Here is a 22,522-nt window from a genome sequence, read left to right on the forward strand (position 1 = left end):
TCCACCCCATGAGCACCGACACCCGCCCCACCCCCGTCCCCCGTGTCACCGTCGTCGGCGTCGGCGCCGACGGCTGGGCGGGGGTGCCCGAACGGTTGCGGAGCCTGGTGCTGGAGGCGGACACGCTGCTGGGCGGGCGCAGGCACCTGGCGATGGTGCCGGACCGGCGGGGGCAGCGCCGGGAGCCCTGGCCCTCCCCCCTGCGGGAGGGGCTGCCCGGGCTGCTCGCCTCCTGCCCCGGCCGGGGCGTGGTGGCCCTGGCCTCCGGCGACCCGCTCGTGTCGGGGGTGGCGGCCACGCTCATCGACCTGCTGGGCGCGGACGCGGTGCGGGTGGAGCCCGCCCTGTCCTCGGTCGCGCTGGCCCGGGCGCGGATGGGCTGGCCCGCGGAGCGGTGCGCGGTGGTGACCCTGGTCGGGCGCGACCCCCGGCTGCTGCTGCGCTGGCTGTCCCCCGGGGCACGGCTGCTGGTGCTCTCCTCGGACGCGGGCACCCCGGCCCTGGCGGCCGCCCTGCTGAGCGGCGCCGGGTACGGGGGCACCCGCATGACCGTGCTCGGGGACCTGGGCTCGGACGCCGAGTCGCGCTTGGAGGGCACCGCGGACGGGTGGCCCGGGGTGGACCCCGCGTCCGTGCCGGCGCTGCACGTCCTCGCCCTGGAGCTCGACGGGCCGCCCGGGTACGGGCTGGCCGCCGGGCTGCCCGACGACGCCTACGAGCACGACGGGCAGCTCACCAAGCGCGACCTGCGCGCCTGCGCCCTCGCCCGGCTGGCGCCCGCCCCGGGGCTGCACCTGTGGGACGTGGGCGCGGGCGCGGGGTCGGTGGGGATCGAGTGGATGCGCGCGCACCCGGAGTGCGCGGCGACGGCGGTAGAGGCCGACGCCGGCCGGGCCGCGCGGATCGGCCGCAACGCGGGGCGGCTCGGCGTGCCGGGGCTGCGGGTGGTCCACGGGCGCGCCCCGGAGGCGCTGGCGGGGCTGCCCGCGCCCGACGCGGTGTTCGTCGGCGGCGGCGCGACCCGGCCCGGTGTGCTCGGGGCGTGCCTGGAGGCGCTGCGGCCGGGCGGCCGCCTGGTGGTGCACGGGGTGACGCTGGAGACCGAGCGGCTGCTGGGCGAGGCCCACCGGGAGCACGGCGGCGAGCTGACCCGGATCGCCGTGGAGACCGCCGCGCCGATCGGCGGGTTCACCGGGTGGACGCCCGCGCGCACGGTCACCCAGTGGTCCTGGCGGGCCTGACCCTGCGGCGCGGCCCCCGCGGCCCCGGCGCCCCCGGGGGGCGCGGCCTATCCGCCGTCCGCCGGCCGGGGCCGGGCGGGGTCGTAGAGGAAGGACTCCCCGCCGCCCCGCGGGTCCAGGGCCCGTCCGACCAGGATGACCGCCGCCTGCCGGAACCCGGCCTCCTCGACCCGGTCGGCGATGTCGGCCACCGTCCCGCGCAGGACCGCCTCGCCCGGCTGGCTGGCCCGGTGGACGACGACCACCGGGCAGTCCGCCCCGTACTCGGGGGCGAGCTCCCCCATGAGCGCCCGCACCCGGGTGATCGCCAGGTGCAGGACCAGGGTGGCCCGGGTGGCGGCGAACGCGGCCAGGGTCTCGGTGTCCGGCATGGCCGTGGACCGCGCCCGGGTCCGGGTGAGGACCACCGACTGCGCGACCAGGGGCACGGTCAGCTCCCTCCCCGCCAGGGCCGCGGCGGCGGCGTAGGCGGGCACGCCCGGGGTGACGTCCCACGGCACCCCGTGCGCGTCGAGCCTGCGGGTCTGCTCGGCGAGCGCGGAGTAAAGGGACGGGTCCCCCGAGGTCAGCCGCACGACGTCGGAGCCGGCCCGGTGGGCTCCCACCAGGCGTTCGGTGATGCGGTCCAGGTCCAGGCCCTGGGTGTCCACCAGCTCCGCCCCGGGCGCGCAGTGGGAGAGGACCCCGGGGTCCAGGTACGTCCCGGGGTAGAGCACCACGTCGGCCGCGCCGAGCATGCGCGTGGCGCGCACGGTGAGCAGGTCCGCCGCCCCGGGTCCGGCGCCCACGAAGTGCACGGTCACGGCTTCACCCACCGGGGGGTCCAGACGCGGCCCGACGGGGAGACCCGGGTCCCGGACGCCCCGACGATGAGCAGGCAGCGCATGTCGACCGCCGCGGGGTCGAGCCCGGCCAGGGTGGTCACCTCCAGCGACTCCCCGTCGCGGCCCACGTCCCGGCCCACCACGACCACCGTGTCGGGGTCGCGGTGCTCCAGCAGGACGCGGCGCGCGGTGGCGATCTGCTCGGTGCGCGAGCGCGAGGCGGGGTTGTACAGGGCCAGGGCCAGGTCGGCGTCGGCGACGGCGCGCAGCCGGTGCTCGACGACCTTCCAGGGTTTGAGGCGGTCCGAGAGGCTCATGACGGCGAAGTCGCCGCCGACGGGGGCGCCCGCGCGGGCGGCCACGGCCTGGACAGCGCTCACCCCGGGCACCACGCGGACGGACACGTCCCGGTACCGGGGGTCCTCGGCCGCCTCGAACACGGCGGTGGCCATGCCGAAGATCCCGGCGTCGCCGCCGGAGACCACGGCCACGCGCTCGCCCCGGGCCGCCAGGTCCAGGGCGTGCCGGGCGCGGTCGAGCTCGACGGTGTTGCCCGAGGCGTGGCGGGTCAGCCCCGGGCGCTGGGGGACGCGGGCGACGTAGGGCCCGTAGCCGACCACGTGGTCCACCCCGGCCAGCGCCTCCCCGGCCTCGGGGGTGAGCCAGTGGCCGGGCCCGGGCCCCAGGCCGACGACCAGCAGCTCGGCCGCCGGGCGCGCGGGCCGGGGGGCCTCCCCCGGCGCGGCGGCGCTCCCGGGCGCTGTGGCGCCGTCGCGGGACCGGGTGCCGTTGCGGCTGTCGCCGGTGACCAGGACGAGGGAGAAGTAGGGGACCGTGTCGGGGTCGACCTCGGCCGCCGGCAGGCGGCGCCCGCCCTCCATGGAGGCGCGCTCCACGTACACGGCGTGGTCCAGCCGCCCCGCCGCCGCGAGGGCGCGGCGCACGGCGGGGAAGGTCCGGCCGAGCTTCATGACGACGGCCGCGTCGGTGTCGGCGAGGCGGCGGGCGAGTTCCGGTTCGGGCAGGGTGCCGGACAGGACGGTGAGCACGTCCGTCTGGCGGGCCAGGGGCGCGGCCGCGGTGGCGGCGGCCGCGGCGAAGGCCGGGACGCCGGGCACGATCCCGGTCTCGTACCGGTCGGCCAGGCGGTCGTGCATGTACATGTAGGACCCGTAGAACAGCGGGTCGCCCTCGGAGAGCAGGACGACGTCGCGCCCCGCGTCGAGGTGGGCGGCCAGGCGCGCGGCGGACTCCTCGTAGAAGTCGGCCAGGGCGCCCTCGTAGCCGCCGGGGTGGTCGGCCGCGCCGGTGGTCACCGGGTAGACGAGCCGTTCCTGGACCGCCCCCGCCGGGATCAGGCCGGCGGCGATGCGGCGGGCGTTGGAGTCCTTGCCCGGGCCGCAGTGGTAGGCGACGACGTCGGCGGCCGAGATGAGCCGGGCGGCCTTGAGGGTCATCAGCTCAGGGTCGCCGGGGCCGACGCCCACGCCGTGGAACCTGCCGGTCCTGCCGGTCATTCCTCCTCCTTCGCGAGGGCGTTGAGGGCCGAGGCGGCCATCGCGGAGCCGCCGCGGCGGCCGCGGGCGAGCACGTAGGGGACGTCGATGCCGTGGCGGCCGGCGAACTCCTCCAGGGCCTGCTTGGACTCGGCGGCGCCGACGAAGCCGACCGGGCAGCCGATGATCGCCGCGGGGCGCGGGGCGCCGTCGACGAGCATCTCCAGCAGGTGGAAGAGCGCCGTGGGGGCGTTGCCGAAGGCGACCACGGCGCCCTCCAGCCGGGGCTCCCACAGGGAGACCGCGGCGGCGGAGCGGGTGGTGCCCCAGCGCCGGGCCAGGCCGGGGACCCGCTCGTCGCCCAGCAGGCACAGGACGTCGTTGTCGGCGGGCAGGCGGCCGCGGGTGACGCCGGTGGCGACCATGGTCGCGTCGCACAGGATCGGCGCGCCGGACCGCAGGGCCGCCCGGGCGGCACCGACCAGGCCGGGGTGGACCACCAGGTCGGCGGCGAGGTCGACCTGCCCGGTGCCGTGGATCATCCGCACCGCGAGGCGCTCGGCGTCGGCGGGCAGGTGGCCCAGGGACACCTCGGCACGGATGGTGGCGAAGGAGTCCGTGTAGATCGCGGGCCCGTCGTCGATGTACTCGTAGTGCCGGTTCGGCCGGCGGGGGGCGGTCACCGCCGCGCCCCGGGGACGACGACGCCGCGCCAGGGCGTGACCACGAGGTCGCCGCCCGCGGCGAGGGCGTCGGCGGCCAGGGCGTCCGCGGCGGCCCGGTCCAGGCCCTCCTCCGGGACGGGGACGTGGTGCGCGCCGCCGGGCAGCGGCCCGTACGGCGGTGGCGGGGCGGGCGCGGGCAGGCGCGGGTCGGGGGGATGCGGCGCGCACAGCGCGGAGGGGAGCTCGGCCACGTGCCAGGGCGCGGTGGGGCCCTCGCCGCGCCGCTCCAGGAACAGGTCGGCCAGGCGCACGAGGGCGTCGGCGGCCCCGTCCAGCCGAACCGCCGGCCCGTGGCGGTCGCCGACGCGCAGTTGGGCGGTGGCCCCGTCGAGCGCGGTGAGGCCCAGGTCGCAGGGGCGTTCCACGAGGTCGCCGCGCCCGTCGTCGAGCACGAACAGGAAGCGGCCGGGCAGGGCGGCGCGGTGCGGGGCCGAGCACAGGGCCGCGTCCAGGGCGGCGGCGACGGGGCGCAGGTCGGCGCGTCCCCCCGACAGCCCGGTGAGCGGCGAGGCCATCACGTTGCGGACCAGTTCGTGGGAGGGCGAGGGCAGCAGCCCCGTCTCCTCCAGCGCGCCGAGGACCGCGGGGTCGAGGCGCCCGTCCCGGCCGGGCAGGGCGCGCACCTGGAGGTTGGCCCGCCCCGTCACGTGGACCCGGCCGGAGCCGAACTCCTCGGCGACGGCGGCCAGGGCGGCCAGGGACCGGGCCGGCAGGCGGCCGCCGACGAGTCGGAGCCGGACCAGCAGGCCGTCCGGGGCCTCCCAGGGCCGGAGCGCGCCGGGGCAGCGGTCGCGCCGGGTGCGGGGCGCGGGGGCGTCCGCGGGGAACATGCACGTCCTTCGGTTCGGGGCCCGTACGCGGGGCCCGCGGGTGACCCGGCGGCCCGTCACCGCCGGTGCCAGCAGGTCTTCGGACTCGGGGTCTTCCGGAGCGGAGCGCCTTCCCGGGGCGGTGCGCCCCAGTGGCCGTCCGGGACGCGGAGGTCCCGGCACATGCCCGCCCGTCACCCTCACCGCTGCGCGTCAGTCCCGGATTCGCACCGGGTTCCCTGCCCCACGAAGTGGAGTACGACTGGCCCGAAGAGCGTACAACGTCCGCTTCCGGCTCCGACCAGCGGTCTCGCCTTCCCGCCGCCGACGACGGGCCCGCTGGACCGGTACGGTGCGACCGCCGGGTTCTGCGGGGTGAACGGACGAAGGAGTCGCACGATGGCGGGACCGCACGCACTGGACGCCCTCCTGGCCGCGGCCGGGTCGCTCGGGATCACGGCCTCCGGCACGGAGACCGTCGTGGGCCTCACCGACGCGGGCGCGCGCGAGGAGCTGCGGGCGGTGATGGCGGTGCGCTCGCTGCCGGGGATGGTGTGCGCGTGCGCCGGGGAGGCGCGGCTCGACGTCCGGGGCCCGGACGGCCGGTCCCTGGCGGTGGTGGCGCTGCACCACGGTGTGACCCTGTCCTGGGAGGGGTGGGACGGGGACGCGCTGCTCGCCGACGGCCCCGGGCTCCTGGCCTGGCTCGACCGGCACGGGGTCCCGGAGCCGCTGCGCCTGTTCCGCGAGGCCGAGGCGCGCCGGGCCGCGGCCGCCCGGGAGAGGGAGGACTGGGTCGCCGCGGTGCCCGGGGCGCTGCGCGGCCTGACGGAGCGGATGCTCCAGAGCGCGGGAGGGTCCGAACTGCGGTCCGAGGCCGCCGGACTGCTGGCCGAGGCGGTCCCGGACCCGGTGGTCCGGGTGCAGGCGGTGCTGGCCTGGTACGCGGCGGGGAGCGGCCGTTACTCCGGGTACCCGGTCTACGAGGACCTGCCGGGAGCGATGCTCGGGGAGGTGCCGATCGGGGAGATCGCCGCCGCCCTGGAGGACCCCCGCGCCGGAGCCCGCCATGAGGCCGGGGCCGTGCGGCACCTGATCGGGTGGAGGTCCCGCAAGCGGATCCGGCGGGACATCGCCGCGCTGCCCGCCCCGCTGCGGGCCCGGCTGCTGGCGGCGGCCCGCACCTCGCCCGACCGGGCCACCCGGGTCCGGGCCGAGGAACGGCTCGGCGGCTGACCGGTTCCGGGCGCGGCCGTGATCGGCCACGGGGCTCCGGGTACGGGACGCCTGTGTACGGCCTCCCCAGGCCGCTCCCCGGCCGACCCCCGCCCCTCAGCCCGCACAGGAGGCGCACGCCCATCACCGAGGCCGCCGAGCCGCTCCGTCCGCTCGAGGGGGGCGCCCCCGGCATGCAACGGTACGCACGGAAATACTGCCGGAACGCCCTCGGCCGGGTCCGCGGCGCCGCTTGACCTGGAGCGCACTCCAGGAGGCAGCATCGCGGGCATGGAAACTCCCACTCCCCTGCACAGCGGGTTCGGACACGACTCGACGGCCGACGACGTGCTCGCCGACACCGATCTGGGCGGCCGGTTCGCCGTGGTCACCGGCGGGTACTCGGGCCTGGGCCTGGAGATGACCCGTTCCCTGGTCCGGGCCGGTGCCGAGGTGCTGGTGCCCGCGCGCCGCCCCGACCGGGCACGAGAGGCGCTCGCGGATCTCCCCCGGGTCTCGGTGGCGGCGCTCGACCTGACCGACCAGGCCGACGTCCGCCGCCTGGCCGGGGAGGTGCGCGCGGCCGGGCGGCCCGTCGACCTGGTCATCAACGCGGCGGGGATCATGCGGGGACCGCGCACGGCGGTGGGCCCGGGGTGGGAGGCCCACCTTGCGGTGCACCACCTGGGGCACTTCACGTTGACGGCGCTGCTGGCACCGGCCCTGGCGGAGGGTGCGCGGGTGGTGGGGCTGTCGTCGGCCGGGCACTTCCTGTCGGACATGCGCTGGGAGGACCCGCACTTCGCCCAGCCCGACGCGTACGACCAGTGGACCGCCTACGGCCAGTCCAAGACGGCGGTGTCCCTGGCCGCACTGCACCTGGACGGCCTGTTGGCGCCGCGCGGGGCGCACGCGTTCTCGGTGCACCCGGGCAGCATCCTCACCCCGCTGCAACGGGAGGTACCGCTGCGAACCCGGCGCCGACTGGGGTGGGTGGTCGGGGAGGACGACCGGCCCGCCCCCGGGTTCAAGACCCCCGAACAGGGCGCGGCGACGGCGGTGTGGGCGGCGACTTCTCCGCTGCTGGAGGGGCACGGCGGGGCCTACTGCCAGGACTGCGACATCGCCGCGCCCGCGGACTCCGACGACATGCTCAGGGGCGGGGTCAAACCGTGGGTGCTGGACCGCGGGGCCGCGGAGCGGCTGTGGTGGTGGTCCGCTGGCGCCACCGGCGTCGGCGCCGTTCTCTAGGACCCGGGCGTGGGCGGCCGGGCCTTCCGGAGGCGGCGAAAGCCCAGGGCGAGCACCGCGAGCGAGCCGAGGAGGGCGACCGTGTTGTGGGTGTACTTGGCGGCCGCCGCCACGTCGCCGATGGGGCGGGCGAGGAAGGCCGTGAACACGTTGGCGAGCAGGGCGCCGCCCGCTGCGGCGAGCACGTGGCGGGGTCCCCAGCCCGCCCGGGCCGACCAGCGGGCCAGCAGCACGGCGAGGCCGCCCAGGACGGCCAGGTTGACCGCGAACCCCGGCCAGCCGATGAGGAACCAGGACGAGTCCGCGATCCGCCACGGCCCCTCCCCCAGGCCGACCGCCCGCAGCAGGTGCGCGACCGCCCCGGGCAGGCCCAGCGCCGCCAGGACGGTGCCGCCGACCGCCCACGGCGGGGGCGCGGGCCGCGGGTCGGGCCGGGCGGGCCCGCGCCACAGGAAGGCCGCGGCGCCCAGGGCGAGCGCCGCCGCGGCCGCGCCGACGGCCTGCCCGGCGGAGGGCACGAACCCCTCGGTCTCCACGGACCACCGCAGCACGAGCACGGCGGCGGCCGCGAACCCGGCCGCGACCACGGCCAGCCCGAACCACCCCAGCCACGGCCGGGCGGCCGTCCGGGGGGCGAGCGACTCGACGACCGCGATCGGCACGGTGACGCTCCAGACCGCGTGCCCCGCCGTGAAGACGAGCGCCAGGTTGGGGTTCACACCCGGGGCCGGCAGCAGGGAGGAGGAGAACATGTCCTCCCAGTACGGGATGCCGCGGTAGGACGGGTTGAACAGCGACAGGTCCACGAGCCCCGCCTGGACCACGCCGAAGGCGGCGCCCAGCAGCAGGACGGCCGGCCACCCGCGCCCGGTCCTGCGGACGACCTCGCGGATGAGCACGGCGGCCCCGCCGTACAGGGGCGCGAAGAGGAACAGCCCGCCCAGGAGCTCCCGCGGGTCGCCGGTCGAGTCGTCGTAGCCGTAGAGGTACTCGGCGCAGACCGGGGCGAGCAGGAGCAGTCCCAGGACGGGCGGCAGGCGGAGAAGCGTGCCGGGCGGACGGGCGTTCTCGGTCATGGCATCGAGCCTGGCCGACGGCGCACCGGCCGGTCACTACGGCGGGCCCTACCCCCGGGGTGTCCCCGGGCCCACCCCCGGCCGTCCCGGCGGTGCCGTTCCCGCCGTCCCGTCGGCGGACGGGACGGCGGGAGCGGATCAGTCGTCCTCGCGGACGTCGACGACCTCGCCGGACAGGTCGACGATGACGTCGTACTCGCGGCCGTCGGCGCCGTGCACCTCGACGTCCCAGACCTGGTGGCCGTCCTCGTCGTCGCGGTCCGCGTCCACGGCGCGGGCGCCCTCGCCCACGGCCGCCTCGGCGGCGGCGGACACGGCGTCGCGGTCGGCCTCGCCCTCGGTGCCGGAGTTGTCCCAGGGGGCCGGGCCGCCGTCGGGGTCGCGCAGGTTGAGCCCGTTGACGGTGTAGACGTCGGCGTCCTCGCGCTCGCCGTCGTCGTCCTCCTCGTAGCGGACGCCCAGGGTGACCTCGGTGCCCTCCAGCCCGCGCAGCTCCTCCAGCAGCGGGGCGGCGGTGCCGTCGCCGTCGTAGTCCTCCAGGACCGGGTCGGTCAGCAGCCACTCCTCGGGGCCGAAGTCGACGTCCACCCCGGCCACGCTCCAGTCGTCGTGGTCCTCGTCCCGGTCCTGGTCGTCGTCGGCGCGCAGCTCGCCGGTGAGCTGCTCCAGGCCCTCGACGGACCGGGTGGCCGAGGTGCCGCCGTCGCCGTCGGCGGGGGCGGCCGCCGGGGCGCCGCCGGAGGAGAAACCGGTCAGGCTGATCGGCTGGATCTGCTGCTCGGGGTCGTCGAGCAGCAGGTAGCCGCCGACCGCGCCGACGGCCAGCAGCCCGGCCGCGGAGGTGGCGAGGAGGATCGTGGTCCGCTTCTGCATCATGGTGTCCTTACCCGTGGAGGTCCCGTTCACTGACTCCAGCATGGGACGGCGGGATGATGGGGACATGAGTGCAACCTGAAGACCTTCTTCATGTTGCGCTCAGGAACGGCTCAGTGCCCCCTGGGAGGCTGGGCCACGACAGGCGGGGGAAAGGGGCGCGGGGGCGTGGCGATTCTGGTGGTGGAGGACGAGGAGGGCATCGTCTCCTTCGTGCGGCGCGGGCTGGAGAGCGCCGGGCACCGGGTGCTGGTCGCCTCCGACGGCATCGACGGGCTGACGATGGCCCTGTCCCCCGACGTCGAGCTGGTGGTGCTGGACCTGGGCCTGCCGGGCATCCCGGGCGAGGAGGTGCTGCGCCGGCTGCGGAGCCGCCGCCCCTCGGTTCCGGTGATCGTGCTGACCGCCAAGGACGCCGTGAGCGACCGGGTCGCGAACCTGGACGCCGGGGCCGACGACTACATGGTCAAGCCCTTCAGCGTGAGCGAGCTGCTGGCCCGGGTCCGGGCCCGGCTGCGCACCGGCGGCCAGGAGCGCGCGGACGTGCTGGCCGCCGGGGGGATCGTGCTGGACCTGGGGGCGCGCACCGCGTCGGTGGACGGGGCCACCGTCACCCTGTCGGCGCGCGAGTTCGGCCTGCTGGAGGTGCTGGTGCGCCACCCGGGGCAGGTGTTCTCCCAGCCCCAGCTGCTGGACCGGGTGTGGGGCTACGACTTCGACGGGGCGTCGAACGTGGTGGAGGTGTACGTCAGCCAGCTGCGCCGCAAGCTCGGCGCGGAGCGGATCGTGACGGTGCGCGGGGTCGGTTACCGGCTGGACGGCGGTGACCGGTGAACCTCACCGCCCGGGTGGTGCTCCGGGCCCTGCTGGTGATGGCGCTGGTGATCGGCGGGGTGGCCCTGCTCACCTACGAGCTGGTGCGGGTGTCGGGCCGGGCCGACGTGGACCGGCTGCTCCAGGAGGAGGCGGCGCTGGTGGGCGAGGCGCTGGGGAACCGGCTGCCCGAGGCCGCCGGGATCGACGGGGTGGTGTCGGGTCCGGAGGCGCAGCGGGCGGCGCGGCAGGCGCTGGCGACGCGGCCGAGCGGGGCCCGGCACGTGACGCTGGTGTCCGCGGGCGGGGTCCGGCTGCAGAGCACCGGGGGGCCGGGACCGGTGGCGACGCTGCTGAGCGGCCCCGGGGCGCCGCCGGTGGAACCGGGCTCCCTGCGCACGGTGGACAGCGGCGTCGGGCCGCTGCGGGTGATGGACACCGCCGTGGTGGACGGGGACGGCGCGCAGGTGGCGGTGGTGACGGTGGCGGCGCCGCTGGAGCCGTCGCGGGACGCGGCCGGCGCGGTGCTGGCGAGCGTCGGCGCGGCGGGCGCGGTGGGCCTGGCCGGGGGCGGGCTGCTGCTGTGGGCGGTGGTGCGGCGCACGCTGCGGCCGGTGCGGGAGGTGTCGGCGGCGGCCAAGGAGGTCTCCCCCGCCGACCTGGCGGCACGGGTGCCCGTTCCCGGCACCCGGGACGAGATCGGCGAGCTGGCCGGGGAGATCAACCGCATGCTGGACCGGATCGAGGGGGCCGAGGCCGACCGGCGGCGCTACCTGTCGGTGATCTCGCACGAGGTGCGCACCCCGCTGGCGGTCGCCGAGGGGCACCTGGAGCTGCTGGGCGGCCCGGAGGCGCAGATCGTGCGCGCCGAGCTGGTGCGGCTGCGCCGGGTGCTGGAGGACCTGATGGCGGTGGCGCGCGGCGGCGACGAGATCGACGCCGCCCGGGAGCCGGTGTTCCTGCCCGACCTGTTCGACGAGGTGCGCTCGCGCGCGCGGGCGCTGCCCGCGCGGGGGGCGGTCACCGTGGCCGAGCCGCCGCCGGAGGTGCTGCTGGGCGACCAGGCCCGGTTGGAGCAGTGCCTGGCCAACCTGATCGGGAACGCGGTGGACCACACCCCGGAGGGGACCCGGGTGGAGGTGTCCGCGCACGGCACCGGCGACGGGGTGGCGCTGGTGGTGGCCGACGACGGCCCGGGCATCGACCCGGACGTGCTGCCGCGGGTGTTCGAGCCGTTCGTGACCACGCGCGCGGGCGGGGGCGGGCGGATCGCCGGGCTGGGCCTGGCCGTGGTGCGCTCGCTGGTGGCGGCCCAGGGCGGCCGGGTGGACCTGGACAGCGGCCCGTCGGGCACGTCCGTGACCATCACCCTGCCGCGCGCCACCGCCTGATCCGTGCCAGACTCCCCCTTTCGGAGACGAGGACGGGAGGGCGGTCCGTGGCCGGGGTGGAGGTGCGCGCCTGTGCGGCGCCGGAGCTGGCGCGCGACGAGGTGCTGGAGCTGTACGGGTCGGTGGGCTGGGACGCCTACACCCGCGATCCGGAGGGGCTGGTGCGGGCCCTGGCCGGGTCCCACCGGGTGGTGGCGGCCCGCAGGGACGGCCGGCTGGTGGGGCTGGCCCGGTCGGTCTCCGACGGGGCGACCGTCGTGTACCTCCAGGACGTGCTGGTGGCCCCCGGAGAGCAGCGCGGCGGTCTGGGGCGGCGGCTGCTGGAGGAGTTGTTCGCCGGGTACCCCGGCGTCCGGCAGCGGGTGCTGCTCACCGACGACGAGGACCGGCAGCGGGCGTTCTACGAGGCCCTCGGGTTCACGGAGGCGCACGACCACAGCCCGCCGCTGCGGGCGTTCGTGCGGTTCGGCTGAGGGGCGCCCTCACCGGACGGGTCAGCCCGACCGAGCGCGCTCCTCCTCCAGGCGGGAGCGGGCACCGGGGTCCGTGGTGAGCGAGACCGCCCTGTCGTAGGCGGCGCGGGCCGGGCCGGTGCGGCCCGGGGCCCGCAGCAGGTGGGCGCGCACCGCCCAGGCGGGGGCGAAGCGCGCGGCCCGCGCGCCCCAGGGCGCCGTCTCCTCCTCCAGCAGGGCCAGGCCCGCGGCGGGCCCGTCGGTCTCGGCGGTGACGGCGGCCAGCGCGGTCGCCGACCCCAGGGTGGGGGCCAGCCGGTGCAGGTGCCGGTACAGCTCGCGCAGGTGCTCCCAGGCGACCGTGCCGGTGTCGGCGCGGGCGCAGTGCACCGCCTGGGCGGCGGCCTCCAGCTGGAAGCGGCCGACGGCGCCCAGGGCGTGGGCGGCGCGCAGGTGGGCGCGGCCGCGCTCGATGAGCGCGCGGTCCCAGCGGCCGGTGTCCTGTTCGGCCGGGGGGACCGGGCGGCCCCGTCCGTCCAGGCGGGCGGGGGCGCGGGCCGCCGCCAGGGCGATGAGCGCGGCCAGGCCGTGGGCCTCGGCGCTGTCGGGGACCAGCCGTGCGAGGACCTCGGCCAGGTCCAGGGCCTCGGCGGTCAGGCCGGTGCGGGGTTCGGTGCCGCCGATCTCCCAGTCGACGGCGTGGGCGCCGTAGACCGCCTCAAGGACGTGGTCCAGCCGTTCGGGCAGGGCGTCCCGGTCGGGGATGCGGAAGGGCACGCCCGCCTCCTTGATCCGCTTCTTGGCCCGGGTGAGCCGGGCGGCCAGGGTGGGCGCGGGCAGGGCGAACGCGGGGGCGATGCGGGCGACCGTCAGGCCCAGGACGGTGTTGAGCATGAGCGGGGTGCGCACGGCGGGGTCGACCGCCGGGTGGGCGCACACCAGCATCAGTTCCAGGCGGCGGTCGCCGACGGCGTCCACGTCGGGTGTGGCGTCGGCGGCCGGGGCGTGCCGGTCCGGGTCCAGCGGCACCCCGGTGCGCACGGCGGCCGACCGCCAGTGGTCGCGGAGCCGGTTGCGGGCCACCGTGAACAGCCAGGCGTCGGGGTCGGCGGGAACGCCGTCGCGCGGCCAGGCCGTGAGGGCGCGCTCGTAGGCGTCGGCGAGGGCGTCCTCGGCGGCGGGCAGGTCTCCGGTGGGCGCGGCCAGCAGGGCGAGCAGGCGCCCGTGGGAGGTGCGGGCCGCGCGGGCGGCCCGCACCGCGGGACCGGCGGTCAGGTCCATGCGCCGTCGATGTAGGAGGTGGCGGCGGGTCGGACCTCCAGGACCCCGTACTGGGCGCCCGGGCACTTCTCGGCCCAGGCCAGGGCGGCGTCCAGGTCGGGCACGTCGATGACGAACACCCCGGCCAGTGCCTCCTTGGTGTCGGCGAAGGGGCCGTCCTGGACGCGCAGCCCGCCCTCGCGGCGGGTGAGCGTGGTGGTGACGCGCGGGGTCGCCAGGACCTCGGCGGCGACCAGCACGCCGGCGGCCTCCAGGGCTCGGCCGTAGGCGCCGAAGGCCTCCTGCACGGCCTCGACGGCCTCCTGCGGGATCTCGCCCTCGGCGGGTTCGGCGTTGTGCAGCAGCAGCGCGTAGCGCATGGCGGGTTCCTCTTCCTCGTCGTCGTTCCACGTGACCACCCGGGAGGGCGGTTCGCAAGGGTGACGATCGACGGGCCGGGGATTCGACAGCCGTCCGCGGGAATCGTCGGAAAAAAGATCCGGGCCGCCCGCGCCGGGGGACGGCGCGGGCGGCCCGGGGGCGGACCGGGGGTCAGGAGCGCGGCAGGCGCTCGGCCAGCCAGGCCTCGACCTCGGCGGAGGAGCGCGGCAGCGCGGCCGACAGGACGGCGCGCCCGTCCTCGGTGACCAGGACGTCGTCCTCGATGCGCACGCCGATGCCGCGCAGCTCCTCGGGGACGGTCAGGTCGTCGGCCTGGAAGTACAGGCCGGGCTCGACGGTGAGGACCATGCCGGGCTTCAGGTCGCCGTACAGGTGGACCTCCTGGCGGGAGACCGCGCAGTCGTGCACGTCCAGGCCGAGCATGTGGCCGGTGCCGTGCAGGGTGTAACGGCGCTGGAGCCCCAGCTCCAGGACGCGGTCCACCGGGCCCTCCAGCAGGCCCCACTCGATCAGGCCCTCGGCCAGCACCCGCTGGGCGGCCTGGTGGAAGGCGATGAACGGGGCGCCGGGGGCGACGGCCGCGATGCCGGCCTCCTGGGCGGCGTACACCAGGTCGTACACCTTGCGCTGGGTGTCGGTGAAGGTGCCCGAGACCGGCATGGTGCGGGTGACGTCGGCGGTGTACAGGGTGGTGGTCTCCACACCGGCGTCCAGCAGCAGCAGGTCGCCGTCGCGGACGGGGCCGTCGTTGCGGGTCCAGTGCAGGGTGGTGGCGTTGGCGCCGGAGGCGGCGATGGTGCCGTAGCCGACGTCGTTGCCCTCCACGCGGGCGCGCAGGAAGAACGTGCCCTCGATGAACCGCTCGGAGGTGTCCTTGGCCTGCGGCAGGGTCTTGGCGACGTCCTCGAAGCCGCGGGCGGTGGCGTCGACGGCCAGCTGGAGCTGGGCGATCTCCCACTCGTCCTTGACCAGGCGGTGGTCGGCCAGGGTGACGGCGAGCTCCTCGTCCAGGGAGGCCGACTTGGCGCGGGCCTCCTCGTCGGTGTCGGCGCGCACCCCGTCGATGACGGCGTCGAGCTCGGCGTCGTGGCCGCGGACGATGCGCACGGCGGTGTCGGTGGCGGCCAGGACGCCGGTGAGCGTGGTGACGTCGGCGGTGGGCACGCCGAACAGGTCGGCGGCCTCGGCCAGGCTGTTGCGGCGGCCGGTCCACAGCTCGCCGTAGCCGCCGAGCCAGAACTCGCCGTTCTCGCGGTTGGAGCGCGGCTTGAGGTAGAGGACGGCGTCGTGGCCGCCGTCGGCGCGCGGGGTCAGGACCAGGCAGCCGCCGTCGGAGGTGTCGCCGGTGAGGTAGGCGTAGTCGCTGGCGGCGCGGAAGGGGTACTCGGTGTCGTTGGAGCGGGTGAGCAGCTGTCCGGCGGGGACGACGAGCCGCTCGCCGGGGAAGGCGGCGCTGAGCGCGGCGCGGCGGCGGGCGGTGTGCCCGGCCTGCTCGATGGGCTCCAGGTCGCGGCGCTCGGTGTCGGCCCACCCGGTGGTCATCCACGCGGCGAGCTCGTCGGAGACCGACTGCGCCTGGCCGTTCTTGCGTGGCGTGAACACGAAGGTGCCCATGTCGGCTCCGGGGCGCTGCTGCTCGCTCACGTCGTGACTCTCCTCGTCGTGCGTCGGTGTGGGGCCGCCGCCGCGGGTGGGCGGCCGGACGGCTCGCCGGCGGCGGTCTCGGCGCCCATCGTACGGCGGCGGGCGGCGCCGTGGCCGTCGCGCGGACATAGCGAACCCCATAACGCCCGAGCACACCCCGTTATGCCCCTGTGACCGCGATCGGCGCAGGTGGGGACGGGTGCTCCGGACCCGGCCGGGTTCAGAGCCCGTGCACGAAGGGGATGGCCTTCGGATAGGGCAGGTCGGCGATGGTCGCGGGGTCCGTCCACCGGTAGCCGATGCGCTCGTACAGGGCGACCGCCTCGGGCTGGTTGGGGCCGGTGAACAGGATGACGTCGCGGTAGCCCAGGGCGCGGGCGGCGTCCTCCAGGGCGGTCATGACCCGGCGGCCCAGGCCGCGCCGCCGGTGCCGGGCGGAGGTCCAGATGCGCTTGAACTCGGCGGTGCCGGGGCGCTCGCCGCCGCCCGGGGCGTAGGGGCGCAGCGCTCCCCCGGCGACGACCTCGCCGTCCAGTTCGGCGAGCACGATCCGGCCGTGGGGCGCGGCGAACTCCGAGACCGGGTAGCGGGACAGCTCGCTCGCGGCGCCCTCGGCGCCGTAGCGCTCGGTGTACTCCTCCAGCAGGCCGTCGAGCAGGCCCTGGACCCGGGGGTCGTCGTGGTGGACGGTGAGCATGCGCACGTCCGCGGCCTCGGCCGTTCCCGCCGTCGTCCCGTCCTGTGCCATGGCCCCTCCCCCGTGCGAAAGGGCGCCCGTGGACGCCCGCCGGGAATGCTACCGGCGCCCGGAGCGCCCCGCCACGCGGCGAATGTCACCCCCGGGCGGCGGGGCCTGCGCCTCAGGGGCGCTCCTCTCCGGTGCGGTGCTCGGCGGGGACGGGCCGGTCGGGGTCGCCCCCGCGGGCGTGGGTGGCGGGGCGGGCCGTCCGGGCCAGGTGGGCGCGGGTGGCGGCGACGTTGCGGGCGCGGACCGCGCCGAGCCGCCGGGGGTCGCGGAGCAGGCGCCGCCCGCGCACGCGGTTGAGGGCCGCGGCGGCGTCCAGGACGGCGCCGGCGACGGCCGCGCGGGGCAGGCCGAGCGCGTCGGCGCGGGCGTCTCCGTGGAAGCGGCGCGCGAGGGCGTACAGGGCGGGCAGGCCGACCGCGCCGGGGATCGAGGCGACCTCGTGCAGTGTGGCCGCGGTCGAGCGCAGGGTGGCCTCGGCCAGGGCCGCGGAGTCCGGGCCCGGCGGTCCGGTGACCGCCTGGAGGAGGTCGTCGGCCTCGCGGGCGCTCGCCTGGTCGCGGACGCCGTCGAGGAGGCGGGGGTCGATGCCGAGCAGGTGGGCGACGTGGTGCCAGTACCGGTACTGGTCGGCCCGGTCCGCGGCGGACGAGTGGTAGCCCATGGCGTCCAGGGCGTTGTGGGAGGTGAGGGTGAAGTCCATCCAGGTGCGGACCAGGTCGACCTGGTTGATCGGCACGCCCAGCGCGGCCTCGTCGTACCCGCGGCGGCGGGCCATGGCGCGCATGTGGGCGTGCAGCACCCGCACCTGGAGGGTGGCGGTGTAGCCCGCCTCCCCCGGGCGCAGGGAGCCGGGCAGCAGCGCGGTGAGGTACCAGCGGCCGGTGTCCTCCAACCTGCGGGGGACGGCGTCGAGGAGGCGTCCGCTCAGCTTGAGGACCTCGGCGATGGAGGGGGACTCGTAGGTCCTGACGAGGGAGCCGGCGGTCAGGGCGATGATGCGCGCGGCCTGGGGCGCGTCGAAGGCGGAGAGCGAGGCCCGGTCCAGGAGCGCGTCGTCGGCGCCGTCGGGCGGGGTCTCGGTGTCGGCGAGCAGGGCGGCGACGGCCGGGGGCGGGTCGGCGAGGGAGGCCAGGCCGCGGGTGATGCCCTCCTGGAGGGCGACGCGGACACGGCGGCCGCCCGCGGCGATCTCGTCGGCGACGGCGTCGGCGAGGGGGTCGCCGGTGGTCAGGGCCAGGTGGGCGAGGTCGGCGCGCCCTGCGCCGAAGCGGGCGGCGACCCGGTCCCGGGAGCCGCGCCCGACGGGCCAGGGAGTGGTGGCTGTGGACTCGTGCACGGGGTCCTCCTGCGGGACGCGACAAGGTCTGACACCTGTCAGATTAAATAGAATCTGACAGGTGTCAAGCGAGGAGGTCGGCATGGGCGCGCACACCGTCAGGGGGCCCGGGCGGCCGGGCCGGGGCGGCCCGGCGGCGCCGGACGAGGACACCGTCCTGCAACGCGGCCTGGAGGCGTTCGCCGAGCTCGGCTACGACGGGGCCTCGGCCCGGGAGCTGGCCCGCCGACTGGGGGTCAGCCACAACTTCATCAACGACCGCTACGGCTCCAAGGCCGCCTTCTGGCGCGCGGTCGTGGACCGGGTCCTGGCCGCGCAGAAGGACCGGCTGACCGCACTGGTGGAGCAGCACACCGGTGACGACGAGGCGGTGCTGCGCGCCGTCATCGGCCACTTCTACCGCTCGGTCGTGGACACCCCGATGCTCGGCCGGGTGCTGACCGACGAGTTCCGCCGCGAGGGCGAGCGGCTCGACCACCTGCACCGCGACTACATCGCGCCGGTCCTGGCCGCGGTGATGCCCTCCGTGGAGCGGCTCGCCGCCCAGGGGCGGATCCGGCCGCTGCCGACGGACCTGCTCTACTTCGCGGTCATCGGACCGGCCACGGGCTTCACGCAGTTCCCGCTGGCCGACCGGCTCGCCGGGCGCGGCGGGCGCACCCCGCGGGAGCGCCGGGACGACGCCGGGAGGCTGGCCGAGGCCGTCCTCGACGGGCTCATCGACCGGGTGCCGCCCGCGCGGGGGTGAGCGGCGCGCCGGGTCAGGGCCCGGCGGGGACCCGCGGCGCGGGGAGGGCGGCCGGGTCGGGGGCGCGGAAGCGGGTGCGCGAGCGCAGCGCCCGGAACCCGTTCTCCACCCGGTAGCCCGCCGCCAGCAGGCGCTCGCGCGCCTCCTCGGCGCTGCGCACGGTCGCCTCGTCGAAGATGAGGTTGTAGTAGCGCTCCGGCACCCGGTTGAGCCCGGCGCGCAGCGCGCGCAGGGCCGCGGTGGCCGCGGCCTCCCCGCCCGGGACCTCGGGCAGGACCCCGTACTCGCGGCGCGCCCAGGCGGGCAGGGTGGCGTAGGACAGGGCCCCGACCGGGAACCACAGGGGCCGCAGCGGGGCCAGCGCGGACAGGTGCTCGGGCACCGCGGGCCACAGCAGGAACCGGACCGCCTGCCGGGCCTCGGGGGTGGCCCGCAGCACGGGGCGGACCGCGGCCAGGTAGCGGCGCATGTCCGCGGCCGAGCGCGGGACGTCGTCCCGGGACAGGCCCACGTAGGCGGCGGTGGCGGACTGCTCGTCGAAGTAGCGGTCGTACTCGGCGGGGGTGAGGGGCACCCCGGCGCGCACCGCGGTCTCCAGGTAGGACGTCACCTCGGCACAGTGCACCCACACCAGCAGGTCGTGCTCGTCGACGCGGTGGCGGCGGCCGGTGGCGGGGTCGGTGAACGACAGCGCCCGGTGGACCCGGCGGATGTGCGCGCCCAGCCGGTCGGCCTCCTCCGGGGAGCCGTAGGTGGTGACGGCGACGAAGTGGGCGGTGCGCAGCAGCCGCCCTGTGGGATCGCTGCGGAAGTCCGAGCGCTGCCACACGCCCTGCATCGCCACCGGGTGCAGGGCCTGGAGCATGAGGGCGCGCACCCCCGCCACCCACATGGCGCGGTCCAGGTGGACCGCCCAGGTGACGCTCTCGGGTGCGGCGACGGTCGGTCTCATCGGCTCTCCTCCAGGGCTGCGCGGGGGCTTCGCGTTCTGGGCCGGGGCCCGGGGCCGCCTGTGGGACCACGATACGTCCGGCCCCGCGGGACGCCTCGGCGGCCCGACCCCTGCGGCCCTTGCCGAGAAAGCACCGATTCTTGGCACGCGCGGGGCCGGGGCCGGGCGCAACCTGGCAGTGGGACGCCCCGGGCCCGCCCCTCGGCCGCGCCCCTTCCTTCCCTCCGTTCCCATGTGGAGTGAGACATGTCCACCCAGAACGACGCCCGCTTCGACGTCGAGGCCTACCGCCGCGCCATCGAGGAGACGGACGCCGACACCATGATCGCGATGTTCCGGGACGACGCCGACCTGGAGATGTTCGACAAGCGGACGCCGCCGGGGTCCCCCGCGGTCCTGCACGGCAAGGACGCCATCGAGCCGGTCGTGCGCGAGCTGTGCGGCCGGGAGATGACGCACGAGGTCCTCACGGTGGCCGTGGACGGGGACCACGTCGCCTACACCGAGCGGTGCGTCTACCCCGACGGCGGCATGGTCATGAGCAACACCATGCTGGACCTGAGCGACGGCGCCATCGCCCACCAGACCACCGTGCAGGCGTGGGACGAGGAGGCGCACGACCGGATCGAGACGGGCGGCTTCGAGTCCCCCGACGAGCGCCAGGCGTTCGACCACGGGCACGCGGAGACCGTGCGGCTGGGCGGGCACAACGTCACCCGCCTCACGTTCGAGCCGGGGTGGCGCTGGTCGGAGCACCGGCGCGAGGAGGCGGGCACGGACCTGTGCATGCTCGCCCACAGCATCCTGGTCCTGTCCGGCACCCTGCGGGTGCGCATGGAGGACGGCACCGAGGCCGAGGCCTCCACCGGCCGGCTCGCGTACATCCCGCCCGGCCACGACGCCTGGGTGGTCGGCGACGAGACCGTCATGGCGGTCGACTGGACCGGGAACGACTGACCCGGTCGCGGGTCCGCCACGCCGGGCGGACCCGCGCCCTGCCCGCGGACGCGGACCGCCCGCCCGCGGAGCCGTCAGCCCCGGCCCCTGCGCCGAACGCGGGCCGCCCGCGGGGCCGTGGGCCCGCCCGGCGGCCGGTCAGTTGCCGCGCAGGTAGGCCAGCACGGCCTGGACGCGGCGGTGCACGTCCTCGTCGGGCGGCAGGTCGAGCTTGGCGAGGATGTTGCCCACGTGCTTGCCGACGGCGGCGTCGCTGACCACCAGGCGGCGGGCGATCGCCCCGTTGGAGTGGCCCTCGGCCATCAGCGCCAGCACCTCGCGCTCGCGCGGGGTGAGGCGCTCCAGCGGGTCGGAGCGGCGGCGCAGCAGCTGGCGGACCACCTCGGGGTCGACGAAGGTCGCGCCCTCCACCACGCGGCGCAGCACCGTCGCGAACTCGCGCACGTCGCCCACCCGCTGCTTGAGCAGGTAGCCCACGCCGCGCCCCGCCCCGGAGTCGAGCAGGTCGGAGGCGTAGCTGAGCTCGACGTACTGGCTGAGCGCCACCACCGCCAGATCGGAGTGGCGGCGGCGCAGCTCGACGGCGGCGCGCAGCCCCTCGTCGGTGAAGTCCGGGGGCATGCGGATGTCGGTGACGACCAGTCCGGGGCGGTGCTCGTCCACGGCCCTGAGCAGGGCGTCGCCGTCACCGACGGCGGCCACCACGGGGAACCCGAAGCGCTCCAGCACGCCCACCAGGCCCTCCCGCAGCAGCACGCCGTCCTCGGCGAGCACGGTGGGGACGGGCGTCACCTCGGATCCGTCCGGTCGATCGTGCACGGCAGCTCCACTCGGATGCGGGTCGGACCCCCCTGGGGGCTGGTCAGGTCCATTGTGCCGCCCATGACCGCGACCCGGTCGCGCATCCCGGTCAGGCCGCTGCCGCGCGCCGGGTCGGCGCCGCCGGGCCCGTAGTCGGTGACCTCCACCACCAGGGCGTCGCCGTGGGCGGCGGGGACCAGGGAGGCGTGCACGGTGGCGGCGTTGGCCTCGGTGTGCTTGTAGACGTTGGTGAGCGCCTCGGCGACCACGAAGTAAGCGGTGCCCTCCACGTGGGAGGGGAGCCGGCGCGGCAGCTCCGCCTGGACGGTGACCGGGACGGGCGAGTGGTCGGCGAGTTCGGCCAGGGCGGCGGGCAGGCCGCGGTCGGTGAGGACGCGCGGGTGGATGCCGCGGACGAGTTCGCGCAGCTCGGTGATGAGCTCGTCGGCCTTGCGCTGGGCGGCGGCCAGGCGGCGGTCGGCCTCCGAGCCCTCCTCGACGTCCAGCCGGGCCATGCCCAGGTCCATGTTCAGGGCCACCAGGCGCTGCTGCGCCCCGTCGTGCAGGTCGCGTTCGATGCGGCGCCGCTCGTACTCGAAGGCGTCGACGAGGCGGGCCCGGGAGTGGGTGACCTCGGTGAGCTCGGCGCGCAGCTCCTCCTTGGGCGGGCCGACCAGCAGGGCGCGGGCCAGGACCCCGTGGCCGTAGGAGGTGACGCCGCTCAGGTAGACGGCGGCCAGGAGGGCGACCGGGGAGAGCAGGGTCAGCGGCAGCGCCTCCTCGACGGTGGTGGCGGTGACGAAGCCCAGGCTCACCTGGGAGCCGGGGGCGTCCCCGACCAGGACCGGTCCCGCCAACAGGACGACGGCGAAGGTCAGCAGCATGCCCATCACCGTGAAGAGCGAGAAGGCGATGACCATGAGCAGGAAGAGGTAGGCGACCTCGCGCCAGGTGGCGGCCTCGGTGTAGCGGGTCTTGATCCAGCCCCACAGCCCGGGCGGGGGGACGCGGTGGCCGCTGTCGGCGAGGCCGGGCGAGACCAGGCGCAGCCTGCGGCGCTCCACCGCCCCCAGCGGCATCCCGACCAGCGGGCCGAAGAACGCGACCGTGGCCAGGCCGCTCAGGGTCCCCGAGACCAGCAGGAACGCCCGGTCCCCCGAGCCCGGGGGCGCGTCGAACAGGGCGATGACGACGAGCAGCCAGGGCCCGTACAGGGGGAAGGCGACGGCCATGGCGGCGATCCCGATCACCATGGTGGTGGCGGTGTAGGTGATCGCCCTCAGCGACCATCGGGAGACGGGGAATCCCGGTCGGGCCATCGCCCGGAGGAGGTCGGCGGGTGCGCCCGGGGTGCGCTGCCGTACGGTGCCTGTGGTCATGCCTCCACGGTAGGAAGCCGGGGGCGCCCGGGGAATCCGCCGGGCCACCGGGTCGGGGGTAGTGCCGCCCCTACCCCGGCGGCCGCCCCCGCGGCGCGGTCCGCAAGGCCTCGCCTGGTCGCGGGCGTG

The 22,522-nt window shown here is 76.9% G+C and carries 22 protein-coding genes and 1 riboswitch; of the genes, 8 read left to right on the plus strand and 14 right to left on the minus strand.

The genetic code is table 11. The annotated features are described in order from the left end of the window. Positions 1 to 8 precede the first annotated feature (8 nt). A complete protein-coding gene (cbiE, locus tag ACFVNO_RS15330) occupies positions 9 to 1,241 on the plus strand; it encodes a precorrin-6y C5,15-methyltransferase (decarboxylating) subunit CbiE (RefSeq protein ID WP_355268233.1) in 1,233 nt (410 codons plus the stop codon). 47 nt (positions 1,242 to 1,288) lie between these two features. On the opposite strand, the gene cobM is transcribed toward cbiE, so the two are convergent. From cobM to ACFVNO_RS15350, 4 genes are read right to left on the minus strand one after another with little or no spacing between them, the layout of a single operon-like run. Continuing rightward, a complete protein-coding gene (gene cobM / locus ACFVNO_RS15335) occupies positions 1,289 to 2,056 on the minus strand; it encodes a precorrin-4 C(11)-methyltransferase (RefSeq protein WP_355268230.1) in 768 nt (255 codons plus the stop codon). Continuing rightward, on the minus strand, positions 2,041 to 3,582 hold the full coding sequence (locus ACFVNO_RS15340; protein ID WP_220560757.1) for a precorrin-2 C(20)-methyltransferase: 1,542 nt from the start codon (positions 3,580 to 3,582) through the stop codon (positions 2,041 to 2,043). The genes cobM and ACFVNO_RS15340 overlap by 16 nt, the downstream gene beginning before the upstream one ends. Further along, positions 3,579 to 4,244, minus strand: a complete 666-nt coding sequence (locus tag ACFVNO_RS15345) for a precorrin-8X methylmutase (protein ID WP_378893009.1) — start codon at positions 4,242 to 4,244, stop codon at positions 3,579 to 3,581. Before ACFVNO_RS15345 ends, ACFVNO_RS15340 begins: the two co-directional genes overlap by 4 nt. Continuing rightward, positions 4,241 to 5,116, minus strand: a complete 876-nt coding sequence (locus ACFVNO_RS15350) for a nitrite reductase (protein ID WP_378893012.1) — start codon at positions 5,114 to 5,116, stop codon at positions 4,241 to 4,243. The genes ACFVNO_RS15345 and ACFVNO_RS15350 overlap by 4 nt, the downstream gene beginning before the upstream one ends. 52 nt (positions 5,117 to 5,168) lie before the next feature. Further along, a riboswitch (cobalamin riboswitch) is annotated at positions 5,169 to 5,377 on the minus strand. Positions 5,378 to 5,494: 117 nt separating this feature from the next. Here ACFVNO_RS15350 and ACFVNO_RS15355 point away from each other — a divergent pair. Both ACFVNO_RS15355 and ACFVNO_RS15360 read left to right on the plus strand, forming a co-directional pair. Further along, positions 5,495 to 6,331, plus strand: coding sequence for a hypothetical protein (locus ACFVNO_RS15355; protein ID WP_378893015.1), 837 nt, complete (start codon positions 5,495 to 5,497; stop codon positions 6,329 to 6,331). A 270-nt stretch (positions 6,332 to 6,601) separates the two neighbouring features. Then, on the plus strand, positions 6,602 to 7,561 hold the full coding sequence (locus ACFVNO_RS15360) for an oxidoreductase (RefSeq protein WP_355268215.1): 960 nt from the start codon (positions 6,602 to 6,604) through the stop codon (positions 7,559 to 7,561). Here the strand turns inward: ACFVNO_RS15360 and ACFVNO_RS15365 are convergent. Continuing rightward, positions 7,558 to 8,637 carry a hypothetical protein gene (locus tag ACFVNO_RS15365; protein ID WP_378893018.1) on the minus strand — a complete coding sequence of 360 codons (1,080 nt, stop codon included), beginning with the start codon at positions 8,635 to 8,637 and terminating at the stop codon, positions 7,558 to 7,560. The two genes, ACFVNO_RS15360 and ACFVNO_RS15365, sit on opposite strands and share 4 nt — an antisense overlap. Positions 8,638 to 8,775: 138 nt before the next feature. Further along, entirely contained in the window at positions 8,776 to 9,555 is a 780-nt protein-coding gene (locus ACFVNO_RS15370) for a PepSY domain-containing protein (RefSeq protein WP_378893021.1), read from the minus strand. Between the two features lie 123 nt (positions 9,556 to 9,678). On the opposite strand from ACFVNO_RS15370, the gene ACFVNO_RS15375 reads away from it, so the two are divergent. Genes ACFVNO_RS15375 through ACFVNO_RS15385 form a run of 3 tightly spaced genes read left to right on the plus strand, consistent with a single transcriptional unit; the run spans position 9,679 to position 12,187 of the window. Then, positions 9,679 to 10,344, plus strand: a complete 666-nt coding sequence (locus ACFVNO_RS15375) for a response regulator transcription factor (RefSeq protein WP_220560750.1) — start codon at positions 9,679 to 9,681, stop codon at positions 10,342 to 10,344. Then, positions 10,341 to 11,714: an ATP-binding protein gene (locus tag ACFVNO_RS15380; RefSeq protein WP_378893025.1), complete on the plus strand. Its 1,374-nt coding sequence runs from the start codon at positions 10,341 to 10,343 to the stop codon at positions 11,712 to 11,714. The genes ACFVNO_RS15375 and ACFVNO_RS15380 overlap by 4 nt, the downstream gene beginning before the upstream one ends. Before the next feature lie 47 nt (positions 11,715 to 11,761). Beyond that, on the plus strand, positions 11,762 to 12,187 hold the full coding sequence (locus ACFVNO_RS15385; RefSeq protein ID WP_378893028.1) for a GNAT family N-acetyltransferase: 426 nt from the start codon (positions 11,762 to 11,764) through the stop codon (positions 12,185 to 12,187). Positions 12,188 to 12,208: 21 nt separating this feature from the next. Here ACFVNO_RS15385 and ACFVNO_RS15390 read toward each other — a convergent pair whose 3' ends face one another. From ACFVNO_RS15390 to ACFVNO_RS15410, 5 genes are all read right to left on the minus strand, one after another. Next, complete coding sequence (locus ACFVNO_RS15390; RefSeq protein WP_378893031.1) at positions 12,209 to 13,447, minus strand: RNA polymerase sigma factor; 1,239 nt, start codon at positions 13,445 to 13,447, stop codon at positions 12,209 to 12,211. Continuing rightward, entirely contained in the window at positions 13,438 to 13,845 is a 408-nt protein-coding gene (locus ACFVNO_RS15395; protein WP_378893034.1) for a YciI family protein, read from the minus strand. Before ACFVNO_RS15395 ends, ACFVNO_RS15390 begins: the two co-directional genes overlap by 10 nt. 133 nt (positions 13,846 to 13,978) lie before the next feature. Continuing rightward, on the minus strand, positions 13,979 to 15,472 hold the full coding sequence (locus ACFVNO_RS15400; RefSeq protein WP_355268195.1) for an aminopeptidase P family protein: 1,494 nt from the start codon (positions 15,470 to 15,472) through the stop codon (positions 13,979 to 13,981). Positions 15,473 to 15,692: 220 nt separating this feature from the next. Beyond that, a complete protein-coding gene (locus ACFVNO_RS15405; RefSeq protein WP_355268192.1) occupies positions 15,693 to 16,220 on the minus strand; it encodes a GNAT family N-acetyltransferase in 528 nt (175 codons plus the stop codon). A gap of 112 nt (positions 16,221 to 16,332) precedes the next feature. Further along, complete coding sequence (locus tag ACFVNO_RS15410) at positions 16,333 to 17,556, minus strand: oxygenase MpaB family protein (protein ID WP_355268189.1); 1,224 nt, start codon at positions 17,554 to 17,556, stop codon at positions 16,333 to 16,335. A gap of 61 nt (positions 17,557 to 17,617) precedes the next feature. Here ACFVNO_RS15410 and ACFVNO_RS15415 point away from each other — a divergent pair, with 61 nt between their 5' ends. Then, positions 17,618 to 18,304 carry a TetR/AcrR family transcriptional regulator gene (locus tag ACFVNO_RS15415; RefSeq protein WP_355268186.1) on the plus strand — a complete coding sequence of 229 codons (687 nt, stop codon included), beginning with the start codon at positions 17,618 to 17,620 and terminating at the stop codon, positions 18,302 to 18,304. Between the two features lie 13 nt (positions 18,305 to 18,317). Here ACFVNO_RS15415 and ACFVNO_RS15420 read toward each other — a convergent pair whose 3' ends face one another. Continuing rightward, positions 18,318 to 19,256, minus strand: a complete 939-nt coding sequence (locus tag ACFVNO_RS15420) for an oxygenase MpaB family protein (protein WP_355268183.1) — start codon at positions 19,254 to 19,256, stop codon at positions 18,318 to 18,320. 246 nt (positions 19,257 to 19,502) lie between these two features. Between ACFVNO_RS15420 and ACFVNO_RS15425 the strand changes: the two genes are divergently transcribed. After that, positions 19,503 to 20,213 (plus strand): nuclear transport factor 2 family protein, encoded by a 711-nt coding sequence (locus ACFVNO_RS15425; protein ID WP_355268180.1) that lies wholly within the window; start codon positions 19,503 to 19,505, stop codon positions 20,211 to 20,213. A 138-nt stretch (positions 20,214 to 20,351) separates the two neighbouring features. Here the strand turns inward: ACFVNO_RS15425 and ACFVNO_RS15430 are convergent, their stop codons facing one another. Together ACFVNO_RS15430 and ACFVNO_RS15435 are read right to left on the minus strand one after the other, a co-directional pair. Further along, complete coding sequence (locus ACFVNO_RS15430; RefSeq protein WP_255646521.1) at positions 20,352 to 21,032, minus strand: response regulator transcription factor; 681 nt, start codon at positions 21,030 to 21,032, stop codon at positions 20,352 to 20,354. Next, the gene (locus ACFVNO_RS15435) at positions 21,002 to 22,393 is read right to left on the minus strand and encodes a sensor domain-containing protein (RefSeq protein ID WP_355268177.1); all 1,392 of its coding nucleotides are present in this window, start codon (positions 22,391 to 22,393) and stop codon (positions 21,002 to 21,004) included. Before ACFVNO_RS15435 ends, ACFVNO_RS15430 begins: the two co-directional genes overlap by 31 nt. Positions 22,394 to 22,522 lie beyond the last annotated feature (129 nt).

It is taken from the genome of Nocardiopsis sp. NPDC057823 (assembly GCF_042797335.1).
GTDB lineage: Bacteria > Actinomycetota > Actinomycetes > Streptosporangiales > Streptosporangiaceae > Nocardiopsis > Nocardiopsis changdeensis.